This window comes from Spiroplasma endosymbiont of Polydrusus cervinus, from assembly GCF_964019755.1.
Classification (GTDB): Bacteria; Bacillota_I; Bacilli_A; order Mycoplasmatales; family Mycoplasmataceae; genus Spiroplasma.
On record NZ_OZ026469.1, the window covers coordinates 305,019 to 329,942 of the forward strand.

Below are 24,924 nucleotides of genomic sequence, written 5' to 3' on the forward strand. Positions count from 1 at the left end.
AAAATATTATAATTATTGCACATAAATTATAACATTTTAAATATTTTAGGAGCAGTCGGATTAAAAGCAACAAGTACAACATCATTAATTAGTTGCGAAAAACCAAATAATAGTGAAAACGGCGAGTAATAAACCAGAACCCAAACCGCAACAACCACCAGTTAGAAGTAATTGAAAGTTAATTGAAGATTGTAAATTACGCGGGATAATTTATTCTTTACTTTTTAATTTCAATATCATTTGTAATCTTATTGACAGTATTAATAACAATATCTTTACCATACTTTTTACTAACGACCGCAAAATTAAATATTTCTTTATTTGCATAATTTTAACCCCCTATAATTAACTTAAAAATTAACTTAAAAAAGTTAACTAAATTAATAGTTAACTTTTTATGATTTGATATTTACAATTTACACTTATTAATGCTTGCATTTTCTTTCACTTCACTTTCTACTTATGATTATACCGAAATAATAATGATGTTAAAGAAAAAAACAAGACAAAATAACTTTTAAAATGCTTATTTTTATCTTATTCTTCAATTTGTAATGTTCCCCGTTCAATTTCTAAAGCCATATTAGGGTCAACTAAATCCGTAAATAATCGTTGATGGGGCATTCTTAAATTAAAATATTGTCGAGAGTTTTTCCGAATTAATTCTTGATTCTCATCAGTTAAATTCATAAAAACCCATGCATCAGTACAAACCGGTAAATTATTAAACATAATAACTTCGGCCGCATATGTCTCAGCTAACTGAACACTATCTTTCACTTCTTCATCAAAAGGAACAATGAAACTATCATCTAAATCATTAATTTTTTCAATTGACGGATCATTGGCAATCCCAATCCCAATTCTAACTTCCCGAACTGTTTGATATTTTTCATATAACGTATAATTAATAATTTTAACAGTAGTACTAATATAATTTGCAATTTCAATTAAATAATTTAAATCGCCATCATCTTCATATAAAACTAAATAAATATCTTCATGACGATGAATGCCAACAATACCTTCCCCCATTTGTAATGAACTTAAAATGGCTTCCTCTAAACTATTAATAATTCAGTCATAAGTTTCTTTATCATATGTTTTTTTAATTTCTTTCTCATTAATAAAACGAACAACAATTGATGAAACTGATTGATTTTTATCCTCTTTTAAATAAAAAGGTGGTAATTTTAAATTTGATAACGCCACACGATTGCGATATTCATCAAGTCGATTTTTACTATAAACATATTCTTTTAATATTTCAATCGTTTGTTGTGGATTTCATTTCATATTTACTTACCCCTTATTAAAATTTACCATATTTATTAATTATAGCATAAAAAACCCTTAAAATAAAGGTGATAAAGACATTCAGTAACAATCAAACAAAATTTATGATGCAACTTAGTCATTAATATTTTTGGCGTAATCGTTCATTATCGCGTTGTTTAATTGCTTCGCGTTTATCATAATTCTTTTTCCCGCGGCCTAAAGAAATTTCTAATTTGGCATAGTTATTTTTAAGGTACAGTTTTAAAGGAATTAATGTTAAACGTTCTAATTTAATTCGTTGAAGAATTTTCTTAATTTGTTTCTTATGTAAAAGTAATTTTCGAGTTCGATCAGTGGGAGGGACATAGGCCGTAGAAAATTTATATTGAGCAATTACCATATTAATAATAAACGCTTCATTCTTACGAATAATAATAAATGCTTCATTAATTGAGACATCCTTATTACGAACTGATTTAATCTCACTGCCCGTTAAAACAACTCCGGCTTCATATGTTTCAATAATTTCATAATTGTACCGTGCTTTTTTATTAACTGTAATTATCAACATTAATATCAACCCCTTACTCAACTAAATCAAAATCAATTTGGCGTAATTTTTTGCTTGCTTTCTTAACTCTAATTCGAACTTTTTTCCCCAAGAAAAATTCTTTTCGTTTTCGTTTTCCAATTAATTTTAAACTTTTTTCATCAAAAACATAATAGTCATTTTTCAAATTAGTAATATGGACTAATCCTTCAATGGTATTTGGTAATTCAACAAAAATACCAAACGAAGTAACCCCCGCAATAATTCCATCATATTCACAACCGACTTTATCTTCCATATATTCGGCTTCTTTCATTTTATCAACTTCACGTTCACATTCCATTGCGCGTAATTCCGCTAACGATGACTGCTGACTAGCATAACTAATAAAAGAACGAGTTTGTTCTAAATCAGGAACTTGAACTTTGCCCTGAAATAAATACGCTTTTAATAACCGGTGCACAACTAAATCTGGATACCTACGAATTGGTGAAGTAAAATGTGTATAACACCATGATGCCAACCCAAAATGGCCATCATTAATCGCACTATATTTAGCCTTTTCCATACTTCGTAAAACAAGCGCAGAAATAACTTTAAAATTTTCCTTATCTTTTAATTTATTTAAAATTTGTTGTAAGTCTTTTGAATGAATATTTTCTAATTTACCTTTAATATTTAATCCTAAATAAGATAATTGCGTATACAAATCAAATAATTTCTTTGGTTTTGGTTTATCATGTACCCTATAAATAAATGGTAAATCCATTCAATAAATTGTCTCGGCGACTATTTCATTAGCCCGAATCATAAAACTCTCAATTAATTTTTCAGCATCTGCCCGTTCACGCGCAACAATATCTTTAATTTTCCCATTTTTATCAACAATAAACTTTGGTTCATCTAAATCAAAATCAACAACACCATCTTGCTCTTTTTTGCGAGCTAGAACTTGATATAATTGCTGCGCTAGGAAAAGCATTGGGGTAATTGTTGATGAAATTTGATTCTTTTCCTGGCAAAATAATTTGTTAACTTCATCATAAGTTAAACGAGCTTTAGAAATAATAACTGCTTCATAAATGCTGGAATTAACAACATGCCCTTGGTTATTAATTTCCATTTCACAAGTTAATGTTAAGCGTGGTTCATTCGGATTTAAGGAACAAATTCCGGTGCTTAATTTTTCTAGTAACATTGGCACAACTCTGTCAATTAAATAAACAGAGCATCCTCGTTCAATCGCTTCTTTATCAAGATAACTATTAATTGGAACATAATGCGCCACATCCGCGATGGCAACCATTAAGACATAATTACCATTTTTATTTTTTTTAACTAAAATAGCATCATCAAAATCTTTTGAATCATTACCATCAATTGTAACAAACATTTCTGCTTGTAAATCACGGCGTGATTGGTCGGCTAACATCGTTGGAACATCAACATCTTGTTTAATTTGATTTGCTTCATCCAATGTTTTTTTATCAAATTTAGTAGGCAAATTAAACTCATGCAAAATAGCTAAAACATCAACACCAACTTGATTAACATTCCCAATAATCTCGATAATTTTAACTTGCATTAAATTGGTTTTACTATTAATACTGCTAATAATTCCTTTAACAATGGTATTTTCAATTGCCTCAGGTGAATTAATAATTTCAGCCCGATATTGGGTTAATCTATTATTTAAGATTTCTAAATATTTTTGCTGATGACGATTTATTTTAATAACCCCCACTACATACTCATTATTTCGTTTTAAAACTTTAATTACTTGAACCTCTATTTTTTTAAGACTAGTTAGTTGCTTCTGCTTCTTTAAAATAAATAAAACTTGGTCTTGATCTAAAGCATTATTTAAATCCTCTTGTTTAACATAATATTCCTCTTGACCCTCACTAATTTTAATAAAACCAAAACCTTTTTTATTAACACTAATAACGCCCCGTAAATAAATTTTTGGATCAAAATAATAAAAACGATGTTGTTGCGTTACACCAATAATATTATCATTCTCTAATTTAATCAAAACTTTTAACATCATCTTATTATTATCAATTTTATTAATTGCTAATAACTGTGCTAATTGCATTGTGTCAATTGGTTTTGCTTGTTTTTTTAAAATAGCTACAATCCGATCGTGCATATACCGTCCCCCCTAAATGAAAAAAGAGACATTTTTAAATCTCTTTTAAATTAATGGTATTTTTAAAAGCTTAATTATTACAATAAAATTTTCGTTAATAAACTTATCAATAATGTAACAATTAATAATATTGAACCAAATCCTAACATAAAAACTGATAATGTTCAATCTAACCCACGCTCTTTACTATTAGCAAATAGTTCATTATTACCACCATTTAAAGCACTTAATCCTGTCTGTGCTTTTTTGTTTTGCAATAAACCAATAATAATCATAATAATTGAAACAACTAAGGCAATCATTTCAAAAACGTAAATAATTGTATTAACTACTTTTGGTTCAACTGCTAAAAAAATCATACTTGATAGGTTCATTAAAACATCCCTCTCTAAAATAATTTATGTTCCTAATAATAATACTATAAAAATAATAAAAATTAGTGGATTTTTAAATTAATTTTAATTATTTTTGCGGGAAAACATCTTAATTTTAATAAATTCTGACCCATATAATCTAAATATCCTTTTTATTGTTTTTTTCAAGTTTTGTAAATTGTAAAAATTGAATTTTACAATTTACATGTTGCAAACACCTTTAAAATATTTATGATTGAAAAGTGCTTTTAGGGAAACAAAATAAAAATTAGCAAAAAAGGTTATTTAAACCCATTTTTTGCTATAATGAATTATGTGCAATAATTAGTTAAGGAGTAAAGTGTGAAATTTAGAGCTGAAAGAATTGAGAGTAAATGAATTGGAAGATGATATGTAACCATTGATGGTACAGAATGATCCAATTATATTAAAAAGGCCCAAAAGAAAGCAGGAGAACAATTACAAGTTCCTGGTTTTCGTAAGGGGAAAGTACCGGCTAATTTATTAAAGAAACATTTAACAGAAGAAAAAATTTTAGATGCAGCGCATCATTTAGTTGTTAATGAAGCCTATAAATTTGCGTTTGATCAAAAATCAGATATTGAGCCATTTTCTTCTCCCGTTACAAGTGTTAAAAAAATTAGTAGAGCAGTATATATTCTACAATTAGAATTTGATTTAAAACCAAAAGTTGAAATTAGTAAATATACTGGCTTTACTGGTGAGCACTTAAAAAAAGAAAAAGTTGAAATAAAAGAAAAAGATATTGAAGATAATATTAATCAAATTCGTAATCGTTTTTCCATTTTTAAAGCAAAAAAAGAAAAAAAAGGAGAATCAGAAGTACCAGGAAAAATTGCCAAAGGTGATATCGTAATTTTTGATTTTGAAGGTTTTGTTGATGGAAAACTATTTAAAGGTGGCAAAGCAACAGATTTTACCTTAGAAATTGGTAGCAATCAATTTATTCCAGGTTTTGAAGATGCCATGATTGGTTTCAAAGCTGGGGAAAAAATATCAATTAATGTTACTTTCCCTGCGGATTATCATGTTGAAGAATTGCGTTCAGTTGCTGCTATTTTTAAATTAAATATTAAAGAGGTTAAAGAAAAAGTATTGCCACCATTAAATGACGATTTAGCAAAAGACGTTAATATAAAAGGAATTAATACATTAGCCAAATTGGAAGCGCATGTTAAAAATAATATTTATGAACAATCAATCAAACAAGAATATGATCATTTTATTGGTCACTTATTCCATTTAATTGCCGAGGATTCAAAGATTGCTTTACCAGAGTCAATTATTCGAAAAGAAACAAATCAATTAAAACATGAATTTGAACAAAAATTGCAAGGACAACAAATGGATATCAAAACTTATAAGAAACGAACAGGAATGTCTCAAGAAGATATTTTTGATGAGCTATTTAAAGATGTTAAAACTCGGTTAGAAAATGATATTATTCTTGATGCTGTTGTTCAAAAAGAAAAAATTACTGCAACTGAAGCAGAAATTAATGAACAATATGAGAAATTAGGAAAACAATTTGGGATTGATGGGAAAACATTAAAAGAAACGAAATTAGTGTCTGATCAACAAGTAAAAGAACAAGTTATTCATGATAAGGTATTTTCCTTTTTATATGAAAATAACGGAGAATAAAAACTAACATTTTTTGTTAGTTTTTATATTGGTGGAAGATTAGACTGTAAAGGTTCTTAATTTTCCTTCTTTTTGTGGTATAATATTAATATTATTAAGTACTAAAACTGGTATTTCTTATTTTAGAATATAAGATATAATAAAGCATAGGTGTGATGATTTTTTTGTAATTTAATTTATATTGCGATATTTCGGAAAATACGATAAGATATTGCCAATATAAGTGAAGAAAAGAAACAGGAGGTGTTTTGAAGATGGATTCAAAAATAACACAATTAAAAAATGTGCCAGTTTTAGTAACACGGGGTAGTTATATTTTTCCAGGCTTTGAACAAGTATTAGAGGTAGGACGCGATAAATCAATTTTAGCAGTAAATACAGCTAGTAAGGATTTTGATAATCATATTGTTTTAGTTAGTCAGAAAAAACCGTTAGAAGATAATCCGAAATTATCGGAAATTTATCGAATTGGTATTTTAGCAGAATTAAAAATTCGCAAAGTATGGGAAGATGGTAGTTTAACAGTTAACTTTAAAGCCGTTGATCGGGTAAAACTTTTAGAATTACGCAAAGGTGAATTTTATGCGGCTGATATTGATATTTTAAAATCATTTGTTCAATCAGAAGATAAAATTGTTGAAAAATTAACTGCTAATATTAAAGAATTAATGGAATTGCAAGATATTTTACCAGAAGATTTATTAGATCAAATTAGTAATTCAGTTAATGGGAATGAAGTTGTTGATACTATTGCCCAATTTTTACCATTTATTCCAGTGGCAAAAAAACAAGAAATTATTGAAGAATTAGATGTTGAAAAAAGACTTCAAATAATTTTTGATCATTTAGTTAATAAACAACAAGCGAATGATATTGACAATAAAATTAGTAAAAAAATTAAAGAACGCGTTGATGAACAACAACGGGAATATTACTTACGGGAAAAATTAAAAGCAATTAAAGATGAACTGGATGAATTTGATGGCGCAGCGGATGAAATGAAAATATATAAAGAACGCTTAGCAAAAGAATCATTCCCCAAAAATATTAAAGAAAGAATTGAACAAGAAATCACTCGTTATGAAGCCTTGCCACAAGCATCAAGTGAATCAAATATTATTCGAACTTATATTGATTGAATGATGCAAATTCCATGATGACAAAAAACCGATGAAAAAAATGATTTAAAGTTTGCGAAAGAAGTACTAGATAAATACCATTTTGGCTTAGACAAAGTTAAAGAACGGATTATTGAATACTTAGCGGTTAAAACAATCACAAAATCTTTAAAAGGACAAATTATCTGTTTATTTGGACCACCAGGGGTTGGGAAAACAAGTTTAGCAAAATCAATTGCCGAAGCAACAGGACGTAATTTTGTTAAAATGGCCTTGGGAGGCGTAAAAGATGAATCAGAAATTCGTGGTCATCGTAAAACATATATTGGGGCAATGCCAGGACGCATTATTCAATCAATGAAGCGCGCTGGATCAACCAATCCAGTGTTCTTATTAGATGAAATTGATAAAATGGCATCAGATTACCGTGGTGATCCAGCTAGTGCAATGTTAGAAGTATTAGACCCAGAACAAAATTCAGCCTTTTCTGACCATTACTTAGAAGAAACATATGATTTAAGTGATGTTATGTTTATTGCAACAGCAAACTATTATGATAATATTCCCGAAGCATTAATTGACCGAATGGAAATTATTCAATTATCATCATATACAGAATTGGAAAAATTCCATATTGCCAAAGATTATTTAGTACCAAAAGTATTAAGTAATAATGGTTTAGCTGATGGTCAATTAACAATTGCCAATGAGGCAGTTAATGAAGTAATTAAATATTATACTCGTGAAGCAGGAGTTCGTCAGTTAGAACGGGACCTAAATGCTATTGCGCGGAAATTTATTGTTAAATTTTTAAATAAAGAAATGGTAAACTTAGTTGTGCAACCAAGCACAGTTAATGAGCTATTAGGTAAGCGTCGTTTTGAGCATACTGAAAAAGAAAAAGAATCACAAGTTGGGGTTGTAACAGGATTAGCATATACCCAATTTGGGGGCGATATCTTACCAATTGAAGTTAATAGTTTCTTAGGAAAAGGTTCATTAGTCTTAACCGGGAAATTAGGAGATGTAATGAAAGAATCAGCCTCAATTGCTTTAGACTATGTTAAAGCAAATTCTGGTAAGTTTAACATTGATCCAAAATTCTTTGAAACCCATGATATTCATATCCATGTTCCTGAAGGAGCAGTACCAAAAGATGGGCCATCAGCGGGAATTACTTTAACAACCGCAATTATTAGTGCGTTAAGTAATCGCCCAGTTTCGAAAGATATTGGGATGACAGGAGAAATTACCTTACGAGGACAAGTCTTACCAATTGGAGGGTTACGGGAAAAATCAATTTCCGCTAACCGTAGTGGTTTAAAAACAATTTTAATTCCGCATAAGAATATCAAGGATATTGAAGATATTCCAAAAGAAGTGCAAGAAACTTTAAATATTATTCCAGTTGGAACATATGATGAAGTTTTCAAAAATATTTTTGGCACAAACTAAGTTTTAAAATGTATCAAATTGATACATTTTTTTATTTTAATTTTAAATTGATTGTAAATTGTAAATACTAATCCCATTTTAGATAATTTTAATCGTGGAATATCAATCTTCATATCTACTTTTGGTTTACTACTAGCAAACAAATACACCTTGAATTCGATGTGTTAATAATATTGCAATCCCATTACCGCAATATTGATCATAATTATATCAATTAATATTATCTTTAATTGCATTAATCATTCCATATTCTAATCAACAATTTAATGCTAAAAATATTTGTTGTAAATTGTAAATACCAAATCATAAAAAGTTAACTATTAATTTAGTTAACTTTTTTTAAATTAATTTTTAAGTTAATTATAGGAGGTTGAAATTATGCAAATAAAGAAATATTTATTTTGCAGTCGTTAGTAAAAAAGTATGGTAAAAATATTGTTATTAATACTGTCAATAAGATTGCAAATGATATTAAAATTAAAACGTAAAGAATAAATTATCCCACGTAATTTATAATGGTTTAATTTAATCCCCCGTAACAGTTAATACTTATCAACTTTATAGTTAGCAATAATCTTATCAAGTTTATACGATAAGATTTTAGCATCCGGATCAGAAACAACAATTGCTGCTTTAATCTTTTTATATTCTAAAACGGAAGTTGAAACAATAATAACTTCATTATTAATATCGTTCCCTTCATAATGATCACGCGCTGGAATTCGCACAATGTCATTTGGATAATGAACATATTGTAACCCTGAAACGATTGCATCACCTTTTGAAGTAATAACCATTAAACTACGATATTTAAATTTCGGGAAAATAATATCAATTGCAATTGTTTGCACAACAACAAATAAATATGAAGCAAATAACGCCGGGCCAAAGAAGTATTTAATTTTGTGAGTCGCAATATCACCGCCAATTAACCCGCCTTCATCAATTTTAAAGCCAAGTTCTTTAATTTGGTCAATGTGGGCCGCTCAATCTTTACCAAAATAAATACTTGTAATTTCACTACGACTTAATAATGTGGTATGAATTGCTAACATTGCAACAATAATAATATAATTAACAATGCGGTTATAGTTCGCAATTGAGATTTTTTTCTTAGCTGAATAATAGGCAAAAACAAAATCAGTTCCGGCTGTTGAAGCTCCCCCTTTATAAACTAATCCATAAGCAATTCCATTTAAAATTCCCGCTACCGCGGCAAACACAAATAATCAAATTTGATACATTCCCCCATAATTAGTAAAAAAATTTAAACTACTATAATTAACAATAAAAAATAATTCTTGGGGATTAATAACAGGAATATAAGCAAAAGTAAAGTGGAACCCATTTTGCAAAGCAATATAAACAATTGTTCGGAATGAGAACCGAATCCCTACTTTAATAACCCCAAAAATAAATAAGGGAACATTAAAGACAAAGTAAAATACTCAGTACATACTTGTCTGAATTTGTAATTCATTTTTTTCTGGTCAAATTCCAATGGCAATTCCCCGGGCAATGGCCCCAATCCCACTTGGGGTAATCCCGTTACTTGTTGTTGACGCAATAAAATAATCATAACTCGCCATTCCTAAAAAAGCGGCAAAAATAATATAACCATAATCACGGAATAAGCGTGATTTAAAGTAAGCTTTAAAACGTAAATTAAATTCTGTTCGGGAAATCCGTTCACGACTACGGGTTTTCCGTTCATTTATTTTTTCTTTCGAATAATTTTCTGCTTTTTTACTTTTTATATTATCAGGGCTAATTCCAGAGTTATTACTATTTCTTTCTTGTTTTAATCTGTTTTCTTCATCATTAACCATTTTTCGTTTTTCCATGCGCTTTCTTAACCGTAATTATTATAAATAAGTATAACACCATTTAAAAATTAAAAAACAACCAAAAGGTTGTTTTTTAATAAAATTAGTTAAAAACTACTCACTTTTTAAACGAATTGTAACTTTGAATGAACCAACTTTAATTGGATCATAATCATTTCTCGTAATATCAACGACAGTGTAATCTCTTTGGTACTTTTGTTTTAAAGCGCTAAATTTAACACCTCTGTTTGCTCCTTTATTTGAAGGAATAAACACGGGAATTTTACGATAATCTAATGCTGGAATTGTCATATAAATAACAATTTGTTGATATGGTGAATCAACATCTTTTAATGCTTCATTCAAGTATTTAACAAATTCATTACTTACTAATTGTGTCCCAAATTCTTTATCTTCCACAAATTCATGTGATTGATTGTGGGTAATGTAAAATGAAACTTTAGCATCACAATTTATTAATAAGTATTTTTCTGATACTGTTGCACCATTATATGTATATGATGAATTATCTTGAGATTTTTCAGAAATAGCAGCTGCTATTTCATTGGCAACTGTTTCAATTTTATATAATCTTTCATTATTTAAATCATATTTTTCTGATTTATTTCATAATAATTCATCATCATTAACACGAACTTGTTCTAAAAATAATAACTTACGTAATCATTTTTTTGGCGCATTTTTCCATTCATCTTCGCCTAAAATCACTTTACTTGGTCCTTCTGTTTCTTTCGCTTTTGAATGCATTACTTGAATAATATCCAAGGCAACTGGTGTTCTTTCTGCTTTATCAACTAACATTAATGAAGGTCCAAATCCCGATAATACTTTGTGTGTATTTGGTTTAAATAATTTAATTCATTGGTCATGTTTAATTTCAAATAATTCATTAATTGAATCTAAATCATCTTGTAAAGATTGTGACAAGTCAATAATATATCTTGAACTTAATAAATTAAATAATCTTCTTAATAAATATTTTAATGTATTAACTGTTTCATACATTTTAAATTTATGAATTGGGTCATTATCTCATGGTGATAATGCATTATTATAAATAATTTTTAAAGCAATATAATTAATACTTGACTTTTTCGAAATTTGTGCAATTGCACCAGCTTCAGTGTCAATCACATCAATGGCATACTCATATTTATCAACCATTTCTTTAAATTGTTTTGAGTTATAAATCAACACATCTGCTGTTCCAGTAACCCCTTCAGTTAATCCTAATTTAAAGTCTTTAACAACCTTAGAAAATTCACCATCGAATTGGAATGATTCTGGTTCATTAACAATTTGCCCATATTTAATATCTTTGAAAACTGTTAAGTCCGCATCACGATAAATAAATTTTGTTGATATTGTTGTATCTCCTATGTCATGTTTATCATTTGTTGATAATGCTAAGTCTACATTTAAAATTGTTTGTAAACCAGGATATTTTTCTAATAAATAAGTAATAGCCATTGCAGCGTTTGTTTTACCATATCCTACTGTTGCTATAATGAAAGTTTTTCCATGGTATTTAACATGTTGAATTACACAGTTCTTTCACCAATATTTTTTTACTGTTTTAATACTGTGTTTATCTTTCATAGTAAAATATGCTGTTGAAATTACACCGATCATTTATTTTCCACCTCTATTTTCATATTTTTATTTCCAAAAATTGTCTATTTTTAGTGCATCTTACTATAATTAATATTTGATTATATGCAAAATACAACTATGCTTATTGTATCGTATTTTGGCCTAATTATCAATGACTAACCCTAAAATGTTCAAAATTGTTAAAATCTGTATACTGTAAAACTAAATCATAAAAAGTTAATAAAATTATAACAAATTAAAAATAAAAAACAATAATCGCAAAAAATTTTTTTAAATTAAATTAGTGTTTGTTAAGATTAGTAAAATTTATTTTTTGTTGTGTTTAATTTTATAATTTTAAAAATAAATATTAAAAACAATATTTTTAATTTAATATTTTTTGCGATTATTGTTTTTTATTTTTAATTTGTTATAATTTTATTAACTTTTTATGATTTAGTTTTACAGTATACACGTAATTTACGACTAGTGGTCATATTTAGGCGGTAAGGTAATATTTAGTTTTTGCAATAAGAAATTAAATGAAAATTCAACTTCACTAATTTTTAAAATTTTAATACGTTTTTTTAAGGCATACTGCGTTACATAATATAAATGTAATGGCGAATTTAAAACGAAATTTAACGAATTATTCACACGATCATACCAGTTTGGAACACGGTTGGCATTAAAAAACCGGATTATTTCTTGGGGATTATTTGTAACAAGATAGTAATTATTTTTAACATTAAAAGCAGCTAATTGCCCTGTATAAATTTGTGTTCCACGCATTACCATCGTAAATTCATCAATATAGTCTTTAATTTCATCTAACAAGTGGGAAGAAAAAAAGACTGTTTTACCACATAATGTTAACTGTTTTAAATAAAAAATAATTTTTTTTCGATTATTAATATCTAATCCGGCTTCTGGTTCATCTAAAATTAAAATTTTTGGATCATGAATAATTCCTTGAATAATCATGACCCTTTTTTTCATTCCCGATGAAAAGGAATTAACATCCTTATCACGGTGTTCTCAAATTTCTAATGATTTCATTAAGTATTCAATACGATCGCGAAGATATTTTCCGCGTAAACCATTAGTTTTTCCTAAATACTTTAAAAAATTATAAGAACTAATATTTTCGGGAAAAGTAACAAATTCTGGTACATAACTAATCATTTTTTTCATACTAATTTTTGTTGCTTTTTTACCAAAAATGGTAATTTCCCCTTTAAAGCCCTTTAAACCACCAATTAAAGATTTAATAAAAACCGTTTTTCCACTTCCCGATGATCCTAAAATAGCATGTAATTTCCCCCGGCCAACATTAAAATTAAAAGGACCAACAATACTATTTTTAAATTTTTTACTAAAATTACGCGCAGCAATGGCAACATCACTAAGCACTAATGCATTATTATTCATCTTTTAACATCTCCTTTGTCATCATTTAAGTAATATTTTTGCAGCATAAAACTAGGTAAGAATTAAGTAAAAATAAACCAGATATTCCTAAATAAATATATAATAATAAGTTAATATTTAAGAATGGTGGTGGATAAAGATTAACTTTTTTATCTGTCATGCCCAATAATATTGGAAAATCTTGATAACTCATTAAATAATTGTTTTGAACATTAAAATCAATATTGCTTCGTTCAATTGGAGTAAATCAAAATGGAACATACGATAACAAACTTGTTCAAATTTGATTTCAATGTTCAATAATATTCAATTTCGAAATTAAACTATAAGTTTCCATTAAATCATTATATTTTTGTCAGGCGCTATTTGTTTTTAATGGTATTAATTCAAGTAATTTATAATCCATTATTTTTTTTACAATATCAAGTTCAATTTCCCGTAAAACATAAAGCGTTTTAATGACAAAATCATTTTGATTATCAAAATCAAAATCATCTGAATTTTTAATTCCAAAATAAATAAAAATTCATTTTTGAAACTCATCACCATTATTATAAATTGATTCAATTGGTAAAAAACCCATTCGATCAAAGTCTGCTTTAAAGACCGATACCGGATTAAAGGAATTTGGTTCTGATAATTTTCGGTCAACAGTTACTAACTTTGGATCATTATTTTTTGATGATAAATTATAATATGATTTATCTAAATTAAAATAAAATAAAGAAGTTCCATTAAAATAATTTAGTCTAAGATACGGCAATCATGTTGTTTTTTTGCCAATGACATTAATAAAATCAAGTAGGTCTTTATGAATTTCATTATGTGGGTCTAATTCACTTGGTGCTTTAAAGAAGTAGTCAGTTGCAAAATGAACTTTCATTTTAAGATTCTGCGTTCCAACACTACTAATAACTTGACTGACAGTACTATCTTTTCCATCATAATTATATTTTGTTGTTGAATCCCACTTTTGAAGAGCATCAATTTCATATTCACTTTCCTTTGTTTTAGTTAAACCAAGTGATTTATAAAACTCTAAACGTTGAATTCGTAACATCGAATCATCTGTAATATTCCGATAGTCAGAATTATCAAAAACTTTTTTTAAATCATCATAGTCATATTGACTATAAAAATTTCACATTTCATTAGTTAACTTATCATAGTTAATTAATTTTTGTTCTAATTTTCTTTTAAAATTAATGGTATCTTTAATAATTTTAACGGGATAATTTTGTTTAACAATTGATTCATTAGCAAATGATAAATCAATGTTATTCGTTAAACTCATAATTAATCAATATGGCATTCCCCCAACTAAAAACAAACTACAGAAAATAACAACAATTAATAAAACAATTTGTGAATTTAAAAAAGTTACCGCAAATAAAATCCCACTTGAAGCAAAAAAAGATAATATTAAAGAATAAATAAATAACTTTAATAATAAACTTTGATAAACTTGGAAATATTCGGGGTTCTGCTGTTTAAAGAAACTTCCAATATAACCAGTGCCGAAAGCGAACAAAGTAATTGTTCCTAAAAAAAGAAGAATTAAAATTCAAAGCGAAATTAATTTTAATAAAAATAAAACAAAACGGGAATACGGCTTTGAAATTAATAATAAATAAGTTCCATCTTCAAACTCTCGTCCAAAAATTTTAATAATTACTAACAAAATAAACAATAATAATAAAATGTTATTAAAAATAAATACAGCATACTGAAAATTTTTTAAAAATTCATTAATATCTTTTGAAGATAAAAAAAGAGTACTTGCAATTGTTCCAAATAAAACAAGTGACAGTAAAAGTAACACTCAGACTACCATTGAACGACGAATTTTAAAAATCGAAAAAGATATTATTGACCATCATGAATTTGATCTTCTTTTTTTTAACATTTTATTTCCCATCTATTTTCCTCAAATTATTTATTTATATCTGCTAAGTTTATATGGATGTATTTTATCATTTTTTAATTTGTTTTACTAGTTTAATTAATTAAATGTATACTGTACTGTAAAATTAAATCATAAAAAGCTAATAGAATTATAACAAATTAAAAATAAAAAACAATAATCACAAAAAATATTAAATTAAAAATATTGTTTTTAATATTTAATTTTACAATTTACATTTATTTAACTTGTTTTTGATAAACTGATGCTTTTGTTTTATTTCGTTCAAATTTTTCAAACTTAAGAATTCCATCAATTAAGGCAAATAAGGTATCATCTCCACCACGCCCAACATTTACTCCTGGGTGAACTTTTGTTCCACGTTGACGATAAATGATTGATCCTGCTCTAATTATTTGGCCATCAGCTCTTTTTGCGCCTAATCGTTTTGAATGTGAATCACGACCATTTTTAGTCGACCCTACTCCTTTTTTTGAAGCAAATAACTGTAACCCTAATAAGAACTTCATCATTATTCTTCAACCTCCTTTACACTAATAAATTTTTGATATTGCTGATAAATTGTTAAAAATTGATAATAAATTGTTTGTAACATAACTTGTAAGTCAGCACTATCATTTTTGACAATAATATTAATTAGTCCTTCCTTAACAAGGAACTCACAACTATCTGGTTTAATTTGATCAATTGCATTTAAACCACCCGTTGTAATTGCTGTTATTGCCGCACAAACAAGGTTTTTGCCATATTCAGCTGCTTTCGCATGACCAGTAATTTCAATTTTTTTAATTTTTTGTTCAGTTTTAGTAATTATAATTTTAATCATAATGTATTACTCGTCACTTTTTTTGTTTTTGTTGCTGGTTTTTTTGCTGATCTTGTTGATGAACTTTTAGCAGCCGGTTTAGCCGCAGTAGCTGTTTTTGCTGTTGCTGGTTTAGTTGCTTTCATAGTTCCTGATAACAAGATTTCATCAATTTTAACTTTTGTATATGGTTGACGATGCCCATATTTTTTATGTTGTGTTTTCTTTGGTTTATAATGGAAAACAACAATTTTCTTTTGTTTTCCTTGCTTTAAAATTGTTCCTGTTACGGATGCCCCTTTAATAAAAGGAGTCCCTACTTCACCATCGATCATTAAAATTTCAGTGAAATTAACTTTTTCACCTTCATTGCCATTTAACATCTCAACAAATATTTCATCACCTTGAGAAACACGAAGTTGTTTCCCTCCAGTTTTAATTATTGCAAACATTTTTACACCTCCAGTTTATACTCGCCTTGTAAGTAGATAAGTATTGCATATCCTTTTGGTACTTAAAAGTCAAAGAGCGGTTGAAACTGAAACAACCATAATTAATTATATCGTTATCTAAAAAAAATTCAATAAATTTTTAGTTTTTCTTCTGTAAATTGTAAATACCAAACTGCGAATTAAGTTCTAAATCAGTTGTTAAATTAGAAATATGATGAAATTGTAAATTATTTCCAACCACTCGGGGTAATAAGACATTAACCTTTGCCGCTAATAATTGTTCAATAATAAAAGGATATTAACATCACCTTTAACTGAATAATAAAGAGCAATATTTTTGCTATTTTGAACCGCTGAATGCTGGAAAAAAGCATTAAAAATTTCTGTTTCTTTTTGTTGACGTAAAGCCGATGAAAGCTTATTTCGACCTATTAACTTTTCTTACCGAATTTGTTGCTTATCAAGAACTGCCATTAACCAACACTACCTTCCATATCCATTTTAATTAATTGATTTAATTCAATGGCATACTCCATTGGTAATTCTTTCATAAAAGGTTCTAAAAATCCCATAATAATCATTTCTAAAGCTTCTTGCTCAGATAAACCACGATTTTGTAAATAAAACAGCTGTTCTTCGGAAACTTTACTTACTGTTGCTTCATGTTCAATTTGTGATTCATTATTATAAACCTTGTTTTGGGGAATTGTATCAGAGTGTGATTTTCCATCTAAAATTAAGGTATCACATTTAACCCTTGCTTTTGAATATTGTGCTTTAGGACCAATATGAACTAAGCCACGATAATTGGCTGTTCCCCCATTAAAAGTCATTGATTTAGAAATAATCTTCGAAGAGGTATTTTTCCCTAAATGAATCATTTTTGAACCGGCATCTTGAATCACATTTTCTTTAGCAACAGCAATTGAAATACATTGTCCTTTACTATTATTCCCTTTTAAAATAACACTAGGATATTTCATATTAATTTTTGAACCAATGTTACCATCAATTCATTCCATTTGACCATTTTCCTCAACAATACTCCGTTTTGTAACTAAATTTAAAACATTATCACTTCAATTTTGAACTGTGGTATAACGCATTTTAGCATTTTTCCCAACAAAAATTTCGACAATCGCTGCATGCAAAAAATCACACGAATAAACTGGTGCTGTACAACCTTCAATATAATGTAACTCAGCATCATCGTCAACAATAATTAATGTTCGTTCAAACTGTCCACTATTCTGATAATTAATCCGAAAATAAGCTTGTAATGGTTTTTCTAATTTAACGCCTTTCGGAACATAAATAAATGATCCCCCCGATCAAACTGCCCCATTTAACGTTGCATATTTATTATCCATATTAGGAACTAGTGTTCCAAAATATTTTTTAAATAATTCTGGATGTTCTCGTAATGCCGTGTCACAATCCAAGAAAATAATCCCTTTTTCTTCAACTTCTTTCAGCATACTACTATAAACAGGTTCACTATCATATTGGGCTTTAATTCCAGCTAAATATTCCCGTTCTGCCTCTGGTAAGCCTAATCGATCAAAGGTTTCTTTAATTTTTTCAGGAACTTCTTCTCATTTTGTCACAATATGTTCTGTTGGCTTAATATAATAAATATACTCATTAAAATCCATAAATTGGAGATTTGGACCTCAACTTGGATTTTTCATTTTTAAAAAATTATGATATGACTGTAACCGATATTCTCGCATTCATGTTGGTTCATTTTTATGATCTGAAATTTCATTAATAATTGCTTCATTAAGACCTTTTCCCGTATTATAGTAGGAAATGTCTCCGTCATTAAAACCATATTTATAACTAGAAATTTCTTTAATTTCTTTTTCTTGTTTTAATTTTGGCATTAATAAGACCTCCTTTACTTGTTAATTATCATTTTTGTATACTGTAAAACTAAAGCATAACAAAAATTAATATTAATTTGTTATGCTAACCTATTTTTTCACATTGGTCAAATTCAACTTCAGTAGGCGTTAAACGACCAAACATTTCTAAATTTACTGTTGCAATCCCTTTTGAAGTATCAATTTTTGTTACTTGTCCTTCCATTTCGGTAAAAATTCCGGATAGAATTCGAACATAATCGTTAACTTTAAAGTTTGCCACAAATACTTTTTTTACTTTTTTCCCTTGTTGCGATGCCGCTTTTTTTGCAACGATTGATTTTGAAAGCATTGTTTTTGCTTCTTGGTCCGTTAAAGGAAATGGTTTTGTTCCTCGTCCTGATGAACCAATAAATCCAGTAACGCCTGTTGTATTCCGAACAATATATCAAGCTTCATCATTCATAATCATATTAATAAAAATATATCCTGGATAAACATTCTTTTCGATTGGTTTTCCTTTTTTCGCTGGAACCATTTCTTTGACAACTCTAATATCAAAAACAACATCTTTCATATTTAATGATTCTACCCGTTGGATTAAGTCATCACGAACACGATCTTCATGACCAGAATAACAATTAATTACATATCATTTCCCAGGATATTTTGTCATATCCTTTAAATTCTCACCGCTATCCAATTTATCATTCGCTTTATCATTATCAATGATTTCATCTGTTATTGTGTTTTTCCCTAACATTATTTTACTCCTTTAAATCTTACCTATTAATTATTATATAATGCGAGCAACAGTTAGTAAATGATGTAAAACTAAATCTAATACTAAATAAAATACCGCAAAAGAAATAATAAATAAAATTGTGATTAAAAACTTGTGTCCTAAACTACCTTTACTTGTTCAACGAATTCTTGTAACTTCTTTTGCCATTTTAACAGGAAATTCACGGAAAGCTAATTTTCAATTAGTCTTTTTATTTTTACCTGAATTTTCGCGTTTGAAAAAACCTTTTTTTATTGGGTCACCATTTTTATAAACTGCTGGGGCGATAATTTCTTTTTTCGTTCCAACTTGAATTGGTGCTACCTTATTTGTTTTTTTTTGAAAAATTAAAACTGCTTTTTCATTTTTCTTTTGAATTTTTAAAACTCTTTTTTCTTCTTTTGTTAAAGCAGTTTTAATTTCCTTTTTTTGTTTTTCCTTTTTTGCCATTACGAACACCTACCTTGTTTCTTTATGTTTAGTATGTTTATTACATGTTTTACAAAATTTATTTACTTCTAAACGTTCTTTTTGTGTCATTTTGTTTTTAAACGTTGTATAATTTCGATTTAAACACTCGGAACACACTAATATGATCTTTTCGCGCATAATACTCACCGTGGTTAATTATATTATATTAATAACAACATTGATATACTTAATTAATTATTTTTTAAAAATCTTTGGTTTTTTGCATAATTCGTTGCATTGTATTATCAACTTGCCGATAATTTAGTCCTAACAAATGATGAATAGGCGTCCTGTACGATGAACCTGCAAAAAATTTTTAGTTTAAGATAGTTCTATTTTAATTCAAGTTGAAAATAACTACCCATTATATTGCCATGTATACTGTAAAACTAAATCATAAAAAGTTAATAGAATTATAACAAATTAAAAATAAAAAACAATAATCACAAAAAATATTAAATTAAAAATATTATTTTTAATATTTATTTTTAAAATTATAAAATTAAACACAACAAAAAATAAATTTTACTAATCTTAACAAACACTAATTTAATTTAAAAAAATTTTTTTAAAATATTGTTTTGATGTAAAATTTTCCAAGCAAGGTCTAATTGTGGTATTTAATATATCTAAAATAGATTTTAATCTACTACGAATATTAATTAATGGCTCATTTTGAGCCAATCAACGCCTTATATCTCTATTTATTCTTTCTACTAATGCTTTCTGACGAGGTTTACCAGAATCACAAAAATAAACTCTTATTTTAAAGTGTTTTTCTATTGTTTTTCATCTATAAAATTATTTTTCTCTATCGGTTAAATACTAGACTGCACCCTGTTTAGTAAGTGTTAATAAAAAGGTTTACAAACTTTCATTTATTATATATTTTTCTTTTTGGTTTGAATATCATTTATTTTATTTTTTAACATCATTAATATATTCATTATGAGATTTATAATTTTTATTATGGATTGTTCCTTTTTTAAGTAATGAATGAAAACTTTCAATAATAATGTTGTCTGCACAATGATAATTTTTACCCATTGAAATTATAATTTTGTTATCTAAACATTTACTATTATAATCTTTAGATGTATATTGATATCCGTGATCTGAATGAATTATTGTTTTATTTAGATCTTTTTTTATTTTTTTAATTTTATTAATTGCATCATTTAAATTATCAATTACAAGTTTGTTATTATTAAATTTTGATCATTTTACATCAATAATTTCTTTAGTATATCCATCAAGTATTGTTGATTGATAATGTTTTTTACCATTTCAAATTAAATAAGTTACATCAGTAAATAAAATTGAAAATCTTTCTTTAATATCATTAAAATTATGATTTACTAAATCAGGATATTTAATTATATTTTTATTTCTATTTTGTTTTATTAATATTTTTCTACGCATACGCTTTACATATTCAGCTTGAATATTATTTTCTTTCATAATTCGCAATACTTTCTTAGCATTATAAACAATGCCATAATCTTCTTTTAAATATTTGGTAATTCGACGATAACCAAATTGTTTTAAATTTTCTTCATAGACTTTTACAATATTTTTTAATGATTCGCTATCCTTACCATTACTTGAATAATTTTTATATTTATCTCAATAACTATGCTTTAAATCTGTTATATCAAGTAATAAATTTAGTGGATATTTATTAATGTTTTCTTTGATAAAAGATACAATTTTTCTTTTATTTAATTGTAAAAGTCATGAAGCTTTTTTAGTAATTCATACCTAACTTTGTAATAGTTTAAATCTCTTTTTTCAAATGATTCTTTTGGACCTTTATTGGTGTTTAAAATTCCTTTCTTAAAATTTTCATACCATGAAGCAACAGTTTTTTTATTAATTTGATATTTTTTTGCAATAAAACTTATACTATTATTTTTAACCTCTTGTACTATCATTTTTCGAAAATATGCTGTATATTTATTAAATTTTTGTCCTTTTCTTGCCATATAAAAATGCACCTCCTTTAAAAAGTAGACTGCACCCCGTTTAGTAAGTATTAATAAAAAGGTTTACAAACTTTCATTTATTATATATTTTTCTTTTTGGTTTGAATATCATTTATTTCATTTTTTAACATCATTAATATATTCATTATGAGATTTATAATTTTTATTATGGATTGTTCCTTTTTTAAGTAATGAATGAAAACTTTCAATAATAATGTTGTCTGCACAATGATAATTTTTACCCATTGAAATTATAATTTTGTTATTTAAACATTTACTATTGTAATCTTTAGATGTATATTGATATCCGTGATCTGAATGAATTATTGTTTTATTTAGATCTTTTTTTATTTTTTTAATTTTATTAATTGCATCATTTAAATTATCAATTACAAGTTTGTTATTATTAAATTTTGATCATTTTACATCAATAATTTCTTTAGTATATCCATCAAGTATTGTTGATTGATAATGTTTTTTACCATTTCAAATTAAATAAGTTACATCAGTAAATAAAATTGAAAATCTTTCTTTAATATCATTAAAATTACGATTTACTAAATCAGGATATTTAATTATATTTTTATTTCTATTTTGTTTTATTAATATTTTTCTACGCATACGCTTTACATATTCAGCTTGAATATTATTTTCTTTCATAATTCGCAATACTTTCTTAGCATTATAAACAATGCCATAATCTTCTTTTAAATATTTGGTAATTCGATGATAACCAAATTGTTTTAAATTTTCTTCATAGACTTTTACAATATTTTTTAATGATTCGCTATCCTTACCATTACTTGAATAATTTTTATATTTATCTCAATAACTACGCTTTAAATCTGTTATATCAAGTAATAAATTTAGTGGATATTTATTAATGTTTTCTTTGATAAAAGATACAATTTTTCTTTTATTTAATTGTAAAAGTCATGAAGCTTTTTTAGTAATTCATACCTAACTTTGTAATAGTTTAAATCTCTTTTTTCAAATGATTCTTTTGGACCTTTATTGGTGTTTAAAATTCCTTTCTTAAAATTTTCATACCATGAAGCAACAGTTTTTTTATTAATTTGATATTTTTTTGCAATAAAACTTATACTATTATTTTTAACCTCTTGTACTATCATTTTTCGAAAATATGCTGTATATTTATTAAATTTTTGTCCTTTTCTTGCCATATAAAAATGCACCTCCTCTAAAGTTTAGCAAAGACTTTTTTTCTTTACTTACTTTTTTTGGGTGCAGTCTACTATTATTAGCGTTTTATAGATTAAGATCAATCAATTTCACTTGGCTTTTTTGAATGGGTGTTCTTTTTAATTTGGTCAATTAAACCATTACGAACATGAATAACGGTATTAGCAATATCAGCAATATTCGGGTTATGGGTAACAATAATTACAGTTGTTTTGTATTTTTTATTAACATCAACTAAAATTTCAAGTACTTTACGGCCCATTTCTTCATCTAAAGCTCCCGTTGGTTCATCCGCAAACAAGATGTCGGGATTTTTTGCTAATGCTCTAGCAATCGAAACACGTTGTTGTTGTCCCCCTGACATTTGGTGTGGATATTTATTCATTTGTTCTTCCATCCCAATTGTTTCAAAAATATCTTTAATTGTCATATCTTTATTTTTATTTTTACTTAAGTTTTCACCAACTTCAGCATTTTCTTTGGCAGTTAAATTAGTTAATAAATTATATTGTTGGAAAATAAAACCAATATTATCTCGTCTAAATTTTGTTAAATGAACATCTTTTAATAACGATAAATTATAATCGATTACAAAAACATCACCGCTAGAAACTTTATCTAATCCTGAAATAATGTTCAATAATGTTGTCTTTCCTGACCCAGAAGGACCTAAAATTACAATAAAATCGCCTTTTTCTAATTTTAAATCAATTCCTTTTAAAACTGGTATTTCAACTTCGCCAGTAATATATGATTTTTTAACATTGACTAATTCAATTACATATTTACTTGTATCTGGTTTACTGTTTGTTGTTGAAATAATTTCCCCTTTTAAAATCCGTTTTGAATATAACTTTGTTTGTTTCTTTTGTTCTTTTAATTTTTGTTTAAATTCTTTAACGGCATTATAATCAACTTTTTCTTTTCCCTCTGATTTTTTTTGATCTGTACTAGGTACATCTTTAATTTTAGCCATCTTGTATTTTTCCTCCCCTTTGAACATTAAATTACATTTAACAAATATTTTTTATCATAATAATATCATAACAAAATTATTGTAATTTTATCAACTTATTTGGGTATATTATCCTTATTCTTTTAGTAAGATTTTTAAATCGCTAGCTCTAATAAGATATTTTTTGCGACAAAAGTCACAAGCAATTTCAACTTCAACATTACTTGCTAGAATTTCATTAAGCTGCTCATCACCTAATAATTTAGCTGATTCTAAAGCTTTTTCATATGAACAACTACATTTAAAATTAACCTCATCAGCTTCTAATACTTTGGCATCTTGATCAATTAATTTAAAAATATTAATTACATTATCTTCCGCAATTAATTTATGACTAATGTTTTCTAAATTCTCAATCTTTTCTTCTAAATAATCAATATCTTCGTCCTTATGTCCTGATAATAACTGCGCAAAAAAACCAACCGCTTTGGTAATGGTATTATCTTCATTCATTTTAATTGAACAAGCAATAATAGATTTAATTTGTTCACTTTGTGTTAAATAATAAATAAAATCTAAATTAATTTCACCAGAAATTAATTCAATTTGCCCCGAAAAATTATCTTTCATTTCTAAATCTTTCATCACTCGTAAATAACCATCTGTTCCGACTACTTGCGAAATAACATTATGATCCCGGTCAATTTCCTCAACATCAAATTGGGGATTAGTACAAAATCCTCGTACTTTATGCCCAGTATACTCCACCATAATAGTTCCAATTGGACCATTACCATTAACAATACTTGTCATTTTATCAGTTGCATTCTTCATATCACTACCAATTAAAATAGTTGCTAAAACAACTCGTGATAACACAATTGTAGCAAGTGGAGTAGTTTCATGTAATTTAATAATATCATTTAATGATTTGGTTGCATCAACAACGGTCATTTTAATATTATGAACATTACTAATTGCTTTCGTTACTTTATCCATTCTTTTAAAACTCCTTTA

23 protein-coding genes and 4 pseudogenes are annotated in these 24,924 nt (G+C 27.0%); 3 read left to right on the forward strand and 24 right to left on the reverse strand.

Annotated features, from left to right (window positions below):
- Window positions 1-15: 15 nt before the first annotated feature.
- Entirely contained in the window at window positions 16-129 is a 114-nt protein-coding gene (locus AACK78_RS01915; protein ID WP_338956007.1) for a lipoprotein, read from the forward strand.
- Window positions 130-537: 408 nt separating this feature from the next.
- On the opposite strand, the gene AACK78_RS01920 is transcribed toward AACK78_RS01915, so the two are convergent.
- The 4 genes from AACK78_RS01920 to secG form a co-directional block, all read right to left on the reverse strand.
- The gene (locus AACK78_RS01920) at window positions 538-1,296 is read right to left on the reverse strand and encodes a hypothetical protein (protein WP_338956009.1); all 759 of its coding nucleotides are present in this window, start codon (window positions 1,294-1,296) and stop codon (window positions 538-540) included.
- Window positions 1,297-1,417: 121 nt separating this feature from the next.
- Complete coding sequence (gene smpB, locus AACK78_RS01925) at window positions 1,418-1,849, reverse strand: SsrA-binding protein SmpB (protein WP_338956011.1); 432 nt, start codon at window positions 1,847-1,849, stop codon at window positions 1,418-1,420.
- Between the two features lie 13 nt (window positions 1,850-1,862).
- On the reverse strand, window positions 1,863-3,980 hold the full coding sequence (gene rnr / locus AACK78_RS01930) for a ribonuclease R (RefSeq protein WP_338956013.1): 2,118 nt from the start codon (window positions 3,978-3,980) through the stop codon (window positions 1,863-1,865).
- Between the two features lie 77 nt (window positions 3,981-4,057).
- The gene (gene secG, locus AACK78_RS01935; RefSeq protein WP_338956014.1) at window positions 4,058-4,354 is read right to left on the reverse strand and encodes a preprotein translocase subunit SecG; all 297 of its coding nucleotides are present in this window, start codon (window positions 4,352-4,354) and stop codon (window positions 4,058-4,060) included.
- 342 nt (window positions 4,355-4,696) lie between these two features.
- Between secG and tig the strand changes: the two genes are divergently transcribed.
- Entirely contained in the window at window positions 4,697-6,019 is a 1,323-nt protein-coding gene (gene tig, locus AACK78_RS01940) for a trigger factor (protein ID WP_338956016.1), read from the forward strand.
- Window positions 6,020-6,273: 254 nt separating this feature from the next.
- Window positions 6,274-8,592, forward strand: a complete 2,319-nt coding sequence (lon, locus tag AACK78_RS01945) for an endopeptidase La (protein WP_338956018.1) — start codon at window positions 6,274-6,276, stop codon at window positions 8,590-8,592.
- Between the two features lie 542 nt (window positions 8,593-9,134).
- Here lon and AACK78_RS01950 read toward each other — a convergent pair.
- The 20 genes and pseudogenes from AACK78_RS01950 to AACK78_RS02035 form a co-directional block, all read right to left on the reverse strand.
- Window positions 9,135-10,436 (reverse strand): YitT family protein, encoded by a 1,302-nt coding sequence (locus AACK78_RS01950; RefSeq protein WP_338956020.1) that lies wholly within the window; start codon window positions 10,434-10,436, stop codon window positions 9,135-9,137.
- A 96-nt stretch (window positions 10,437-10,532) separates the two neighbouring features.
- Window positions 10,533-12,071 carry a cytoskeletal motor fibril protein Fib gene (gene fib / locus AACK78_RS01955; RefSeq protein ID WP_338956021.1) on the reverse strand — a complete coding sequence of 513 codons (1,539 nt, stop codon included), beginning with the start codon at window positions 12,069-12,071 and terminating at the stop codon, window positions 10,533-10,535.
- A 447-nt stretch (window positions 12,072-12,518) separates the two neighbouring features.
- Window positions 12,519-13,463 (reverse strand): ABC transporter ATP-binding protein, encoded by a 945-nt coding sequence (locus tag AACK78_RS01960; protein ID WP_338956023.1) that lies wholly within the window; start codon window positions 13,461-13,463, stop codon window positions 12,519-12,521.
- A 25-nt stretch (window positions 13,464-13,488) separates the two neighbouring features.
- Complete coding sequence (locus AACK78_RS01965; RefSeq protein ID WP_338956025.1) at window positions 13,489-15,285, reverse strand: ABC transporter permease; 1,797 nt, start codon at window positions 15,283-15,285, stop codon at window positions 13,489-13,491.
- A gap of 320 nt (window positions 15,286-15,605) precedes the next feature.
- Window positions 15,606-15,896 carry a 50S ribosomal protein L27 gene (gene rpmA, locus AACK78_RS01970; RefSeq protein ID WP_422396881.1) on the reverse strand — a complete coding sequence of 97 codons (291 nt, stop codon included), beginning with the start codon at window positions 15,894-15,896 and terminating at the stop codon, window positions 15,606-15,608.
- Window positions 15,897-15,898: 2 nt separating this feature from the next.
- The gene (locus AACK78_RS01975) at window positions 15,899-16,213 is read right to left on the reverse strand and encodes a ribosomal-processing cysteine protease Prp (RefSeq protein ID WP_338956029.1); all 315 of its coding nucleotides are present in this window, start codon (window positions 16,211-16,213) and stop codon (window positions 15,899-15,901) included.
- A 140-nt stretch (window positions 16,214-16,353) separates the two neighbouring features.
- Window positions 16,354-16,644 (reverse strand): annotated as a pseudogene (gene rplU / locus AACK78_RS01980) (50S ribosomal protein L21); the annotation flags it as partial.
- Window positions 16,645-17,117: 473 nt separating this feature from the next.
- Window positions 17,118-18,530 (reverse strand): Fe-S cluster assembly protein SufB, encoded by a 1,413-nt coding sequence (gene sufB, locus AACK78_RS01985; RefSeq protein WP_338956031.1) that lies wholly within the window; start codon window positions 18,528-18,530, stop codon window positions 17,118-17,120.
- An 85-nt stretch (window positions 18,531-18,615) separates the two neighbouring features.
- Window positions 18,616-19,272 carry a transcription termination/antitermination protein NusG gene (gene nusG, locus AACK78_RS01990; protein ID WP_338956033.1) on the reverse strand — a complete coding sequence of 219 codons (657 nt, stop codon included), beginning with the start codon at window positions 19,270-19,272 and terminating at the stop codon, window positions 18,616-18,618.
- A gap of 33 nt (window positions 19,273-19,305) precedes the next feature.
- Entirely contained in the window at window positions 19,306-19,743 is a 438-nt protein-coding gene (locus AACK78_RS01995) for a preprotein translocase subunit SecE (RefSeq protein ID WP_338956035.1), read from the reverse strand.
- Window positions 19,744-19,752: 9 nt separating this feature from the next.
- A complete protein-coding gene (gene rpmG / locus AACK78_RS02000; protein WP_338956037.1) occupies window positions 19,753-19,902 on the reverse strand; it encodes a 50S ribosomal protein L33 in 150 nt (49 codons plus the stop codon).
- A gap of 411 nt (window positions 19,903-20,313) precedes the next feature.
- Window positions 20,314-20,586, reverse strand: a pseudogene (locus tag AACK78_RS07335) (IS30 family transposase); the annotation flags it as partial.
- Window positions 20,587-20,682: 96 nt separating this feature from the next.
- Window positions 20,683-21,225, reverse strand: coding sequence for a DDE-type integrase/transposase/recombinase (locus tag AACK78_RS02010; RefSeq protein ID WP_338956041.1), 543 nt, complete (start codon window positions 21,223-21,225; stop codon window positions 20,683-20,685).
- Window positions 21,226-21,246: 21 nt separating this feature from the next.
- Window positions 21,247-21,519, reverse strand: a pseudogene (locus AACK78_RS07340) (hypothetical protein); the annotation flags it as partial.
- Window positions 21,486-21,749, reverse strand: a complete 264-nt coding sequence (locus tag AACK78_RS02015; protein WP_338954390.1) for a transposase family protein — start codon at window positions 21,747-21,749, stop codon at window positions 21,486-21,488. The pseudogene AACK78_RS07340 and the gene AACK78_RS02015, both read right to left, overlap by 34 nt.
- 63 nt (window positions 21,750-21,812) lie before the next feature.
- Window positions 21,813-22,409 (reverse strand): DDE-type integrase/transposase/recombinase, encoded by a 597-nt coding sequence (locus AACK78_RS02020; RefSeq protein WP_338956043.1) that lies wholly within the window; start codon window positions 22,407-22,409, stop codon window positions 21,813-21,815.
- A gap of 21 nt (window positions 22,410-22,430) precedes the next feature.
- Window positions 22,431-22,703, reverse strand: a pseudogene (locus tag AACK78_RS07345) (hypothetical protein); the annotation flags it as partial.
- On the reverse strand, window positions 22,670-22,933 hold the full coding sequence (locus AACK78_RS02025; protein WP_338954390.1) for a transposase family protein: 264 nt from the start codon (window positions 22,931-22,933) through the stop codon (window positions 22,670-22,672). The pseudogene AACK78_RS07345 and the gene AACK78_RS02025, both read right to left, overlap by 34 nt.
- 92 nt (window positions 22,934-23,025) lie before the next feature.
- The gene (locus AACK78_RS02030) at window positions 23,026-23,928 is read right to left on the reverse strand and encodes an ABC transporter ATP-binding protein (protein ID WP_338956045.1); all 903 of its coding nucleotides are present in this window, start codon (window positions 23,926-23,928) and stop codon (window positions 23,026-23,028) included.
- A gap of 114 nt (window positions 23,929-24,042) precedes the next feature.
- Window positions 24,043-24,906: an Hsp33 family molecular chaperone HslO gene (locus tag AACK78_RS02035; protein ID WP_338956047.1), complete on the reverse strand. Its 864-nt coding sequence runs from the start codon at window positions 24,904-24,906 to the stop codon at window positions 24,043-24,045.
- Between the last annotated feature and the right edge of the window lie 18 nt (window positions 24,907-24,924).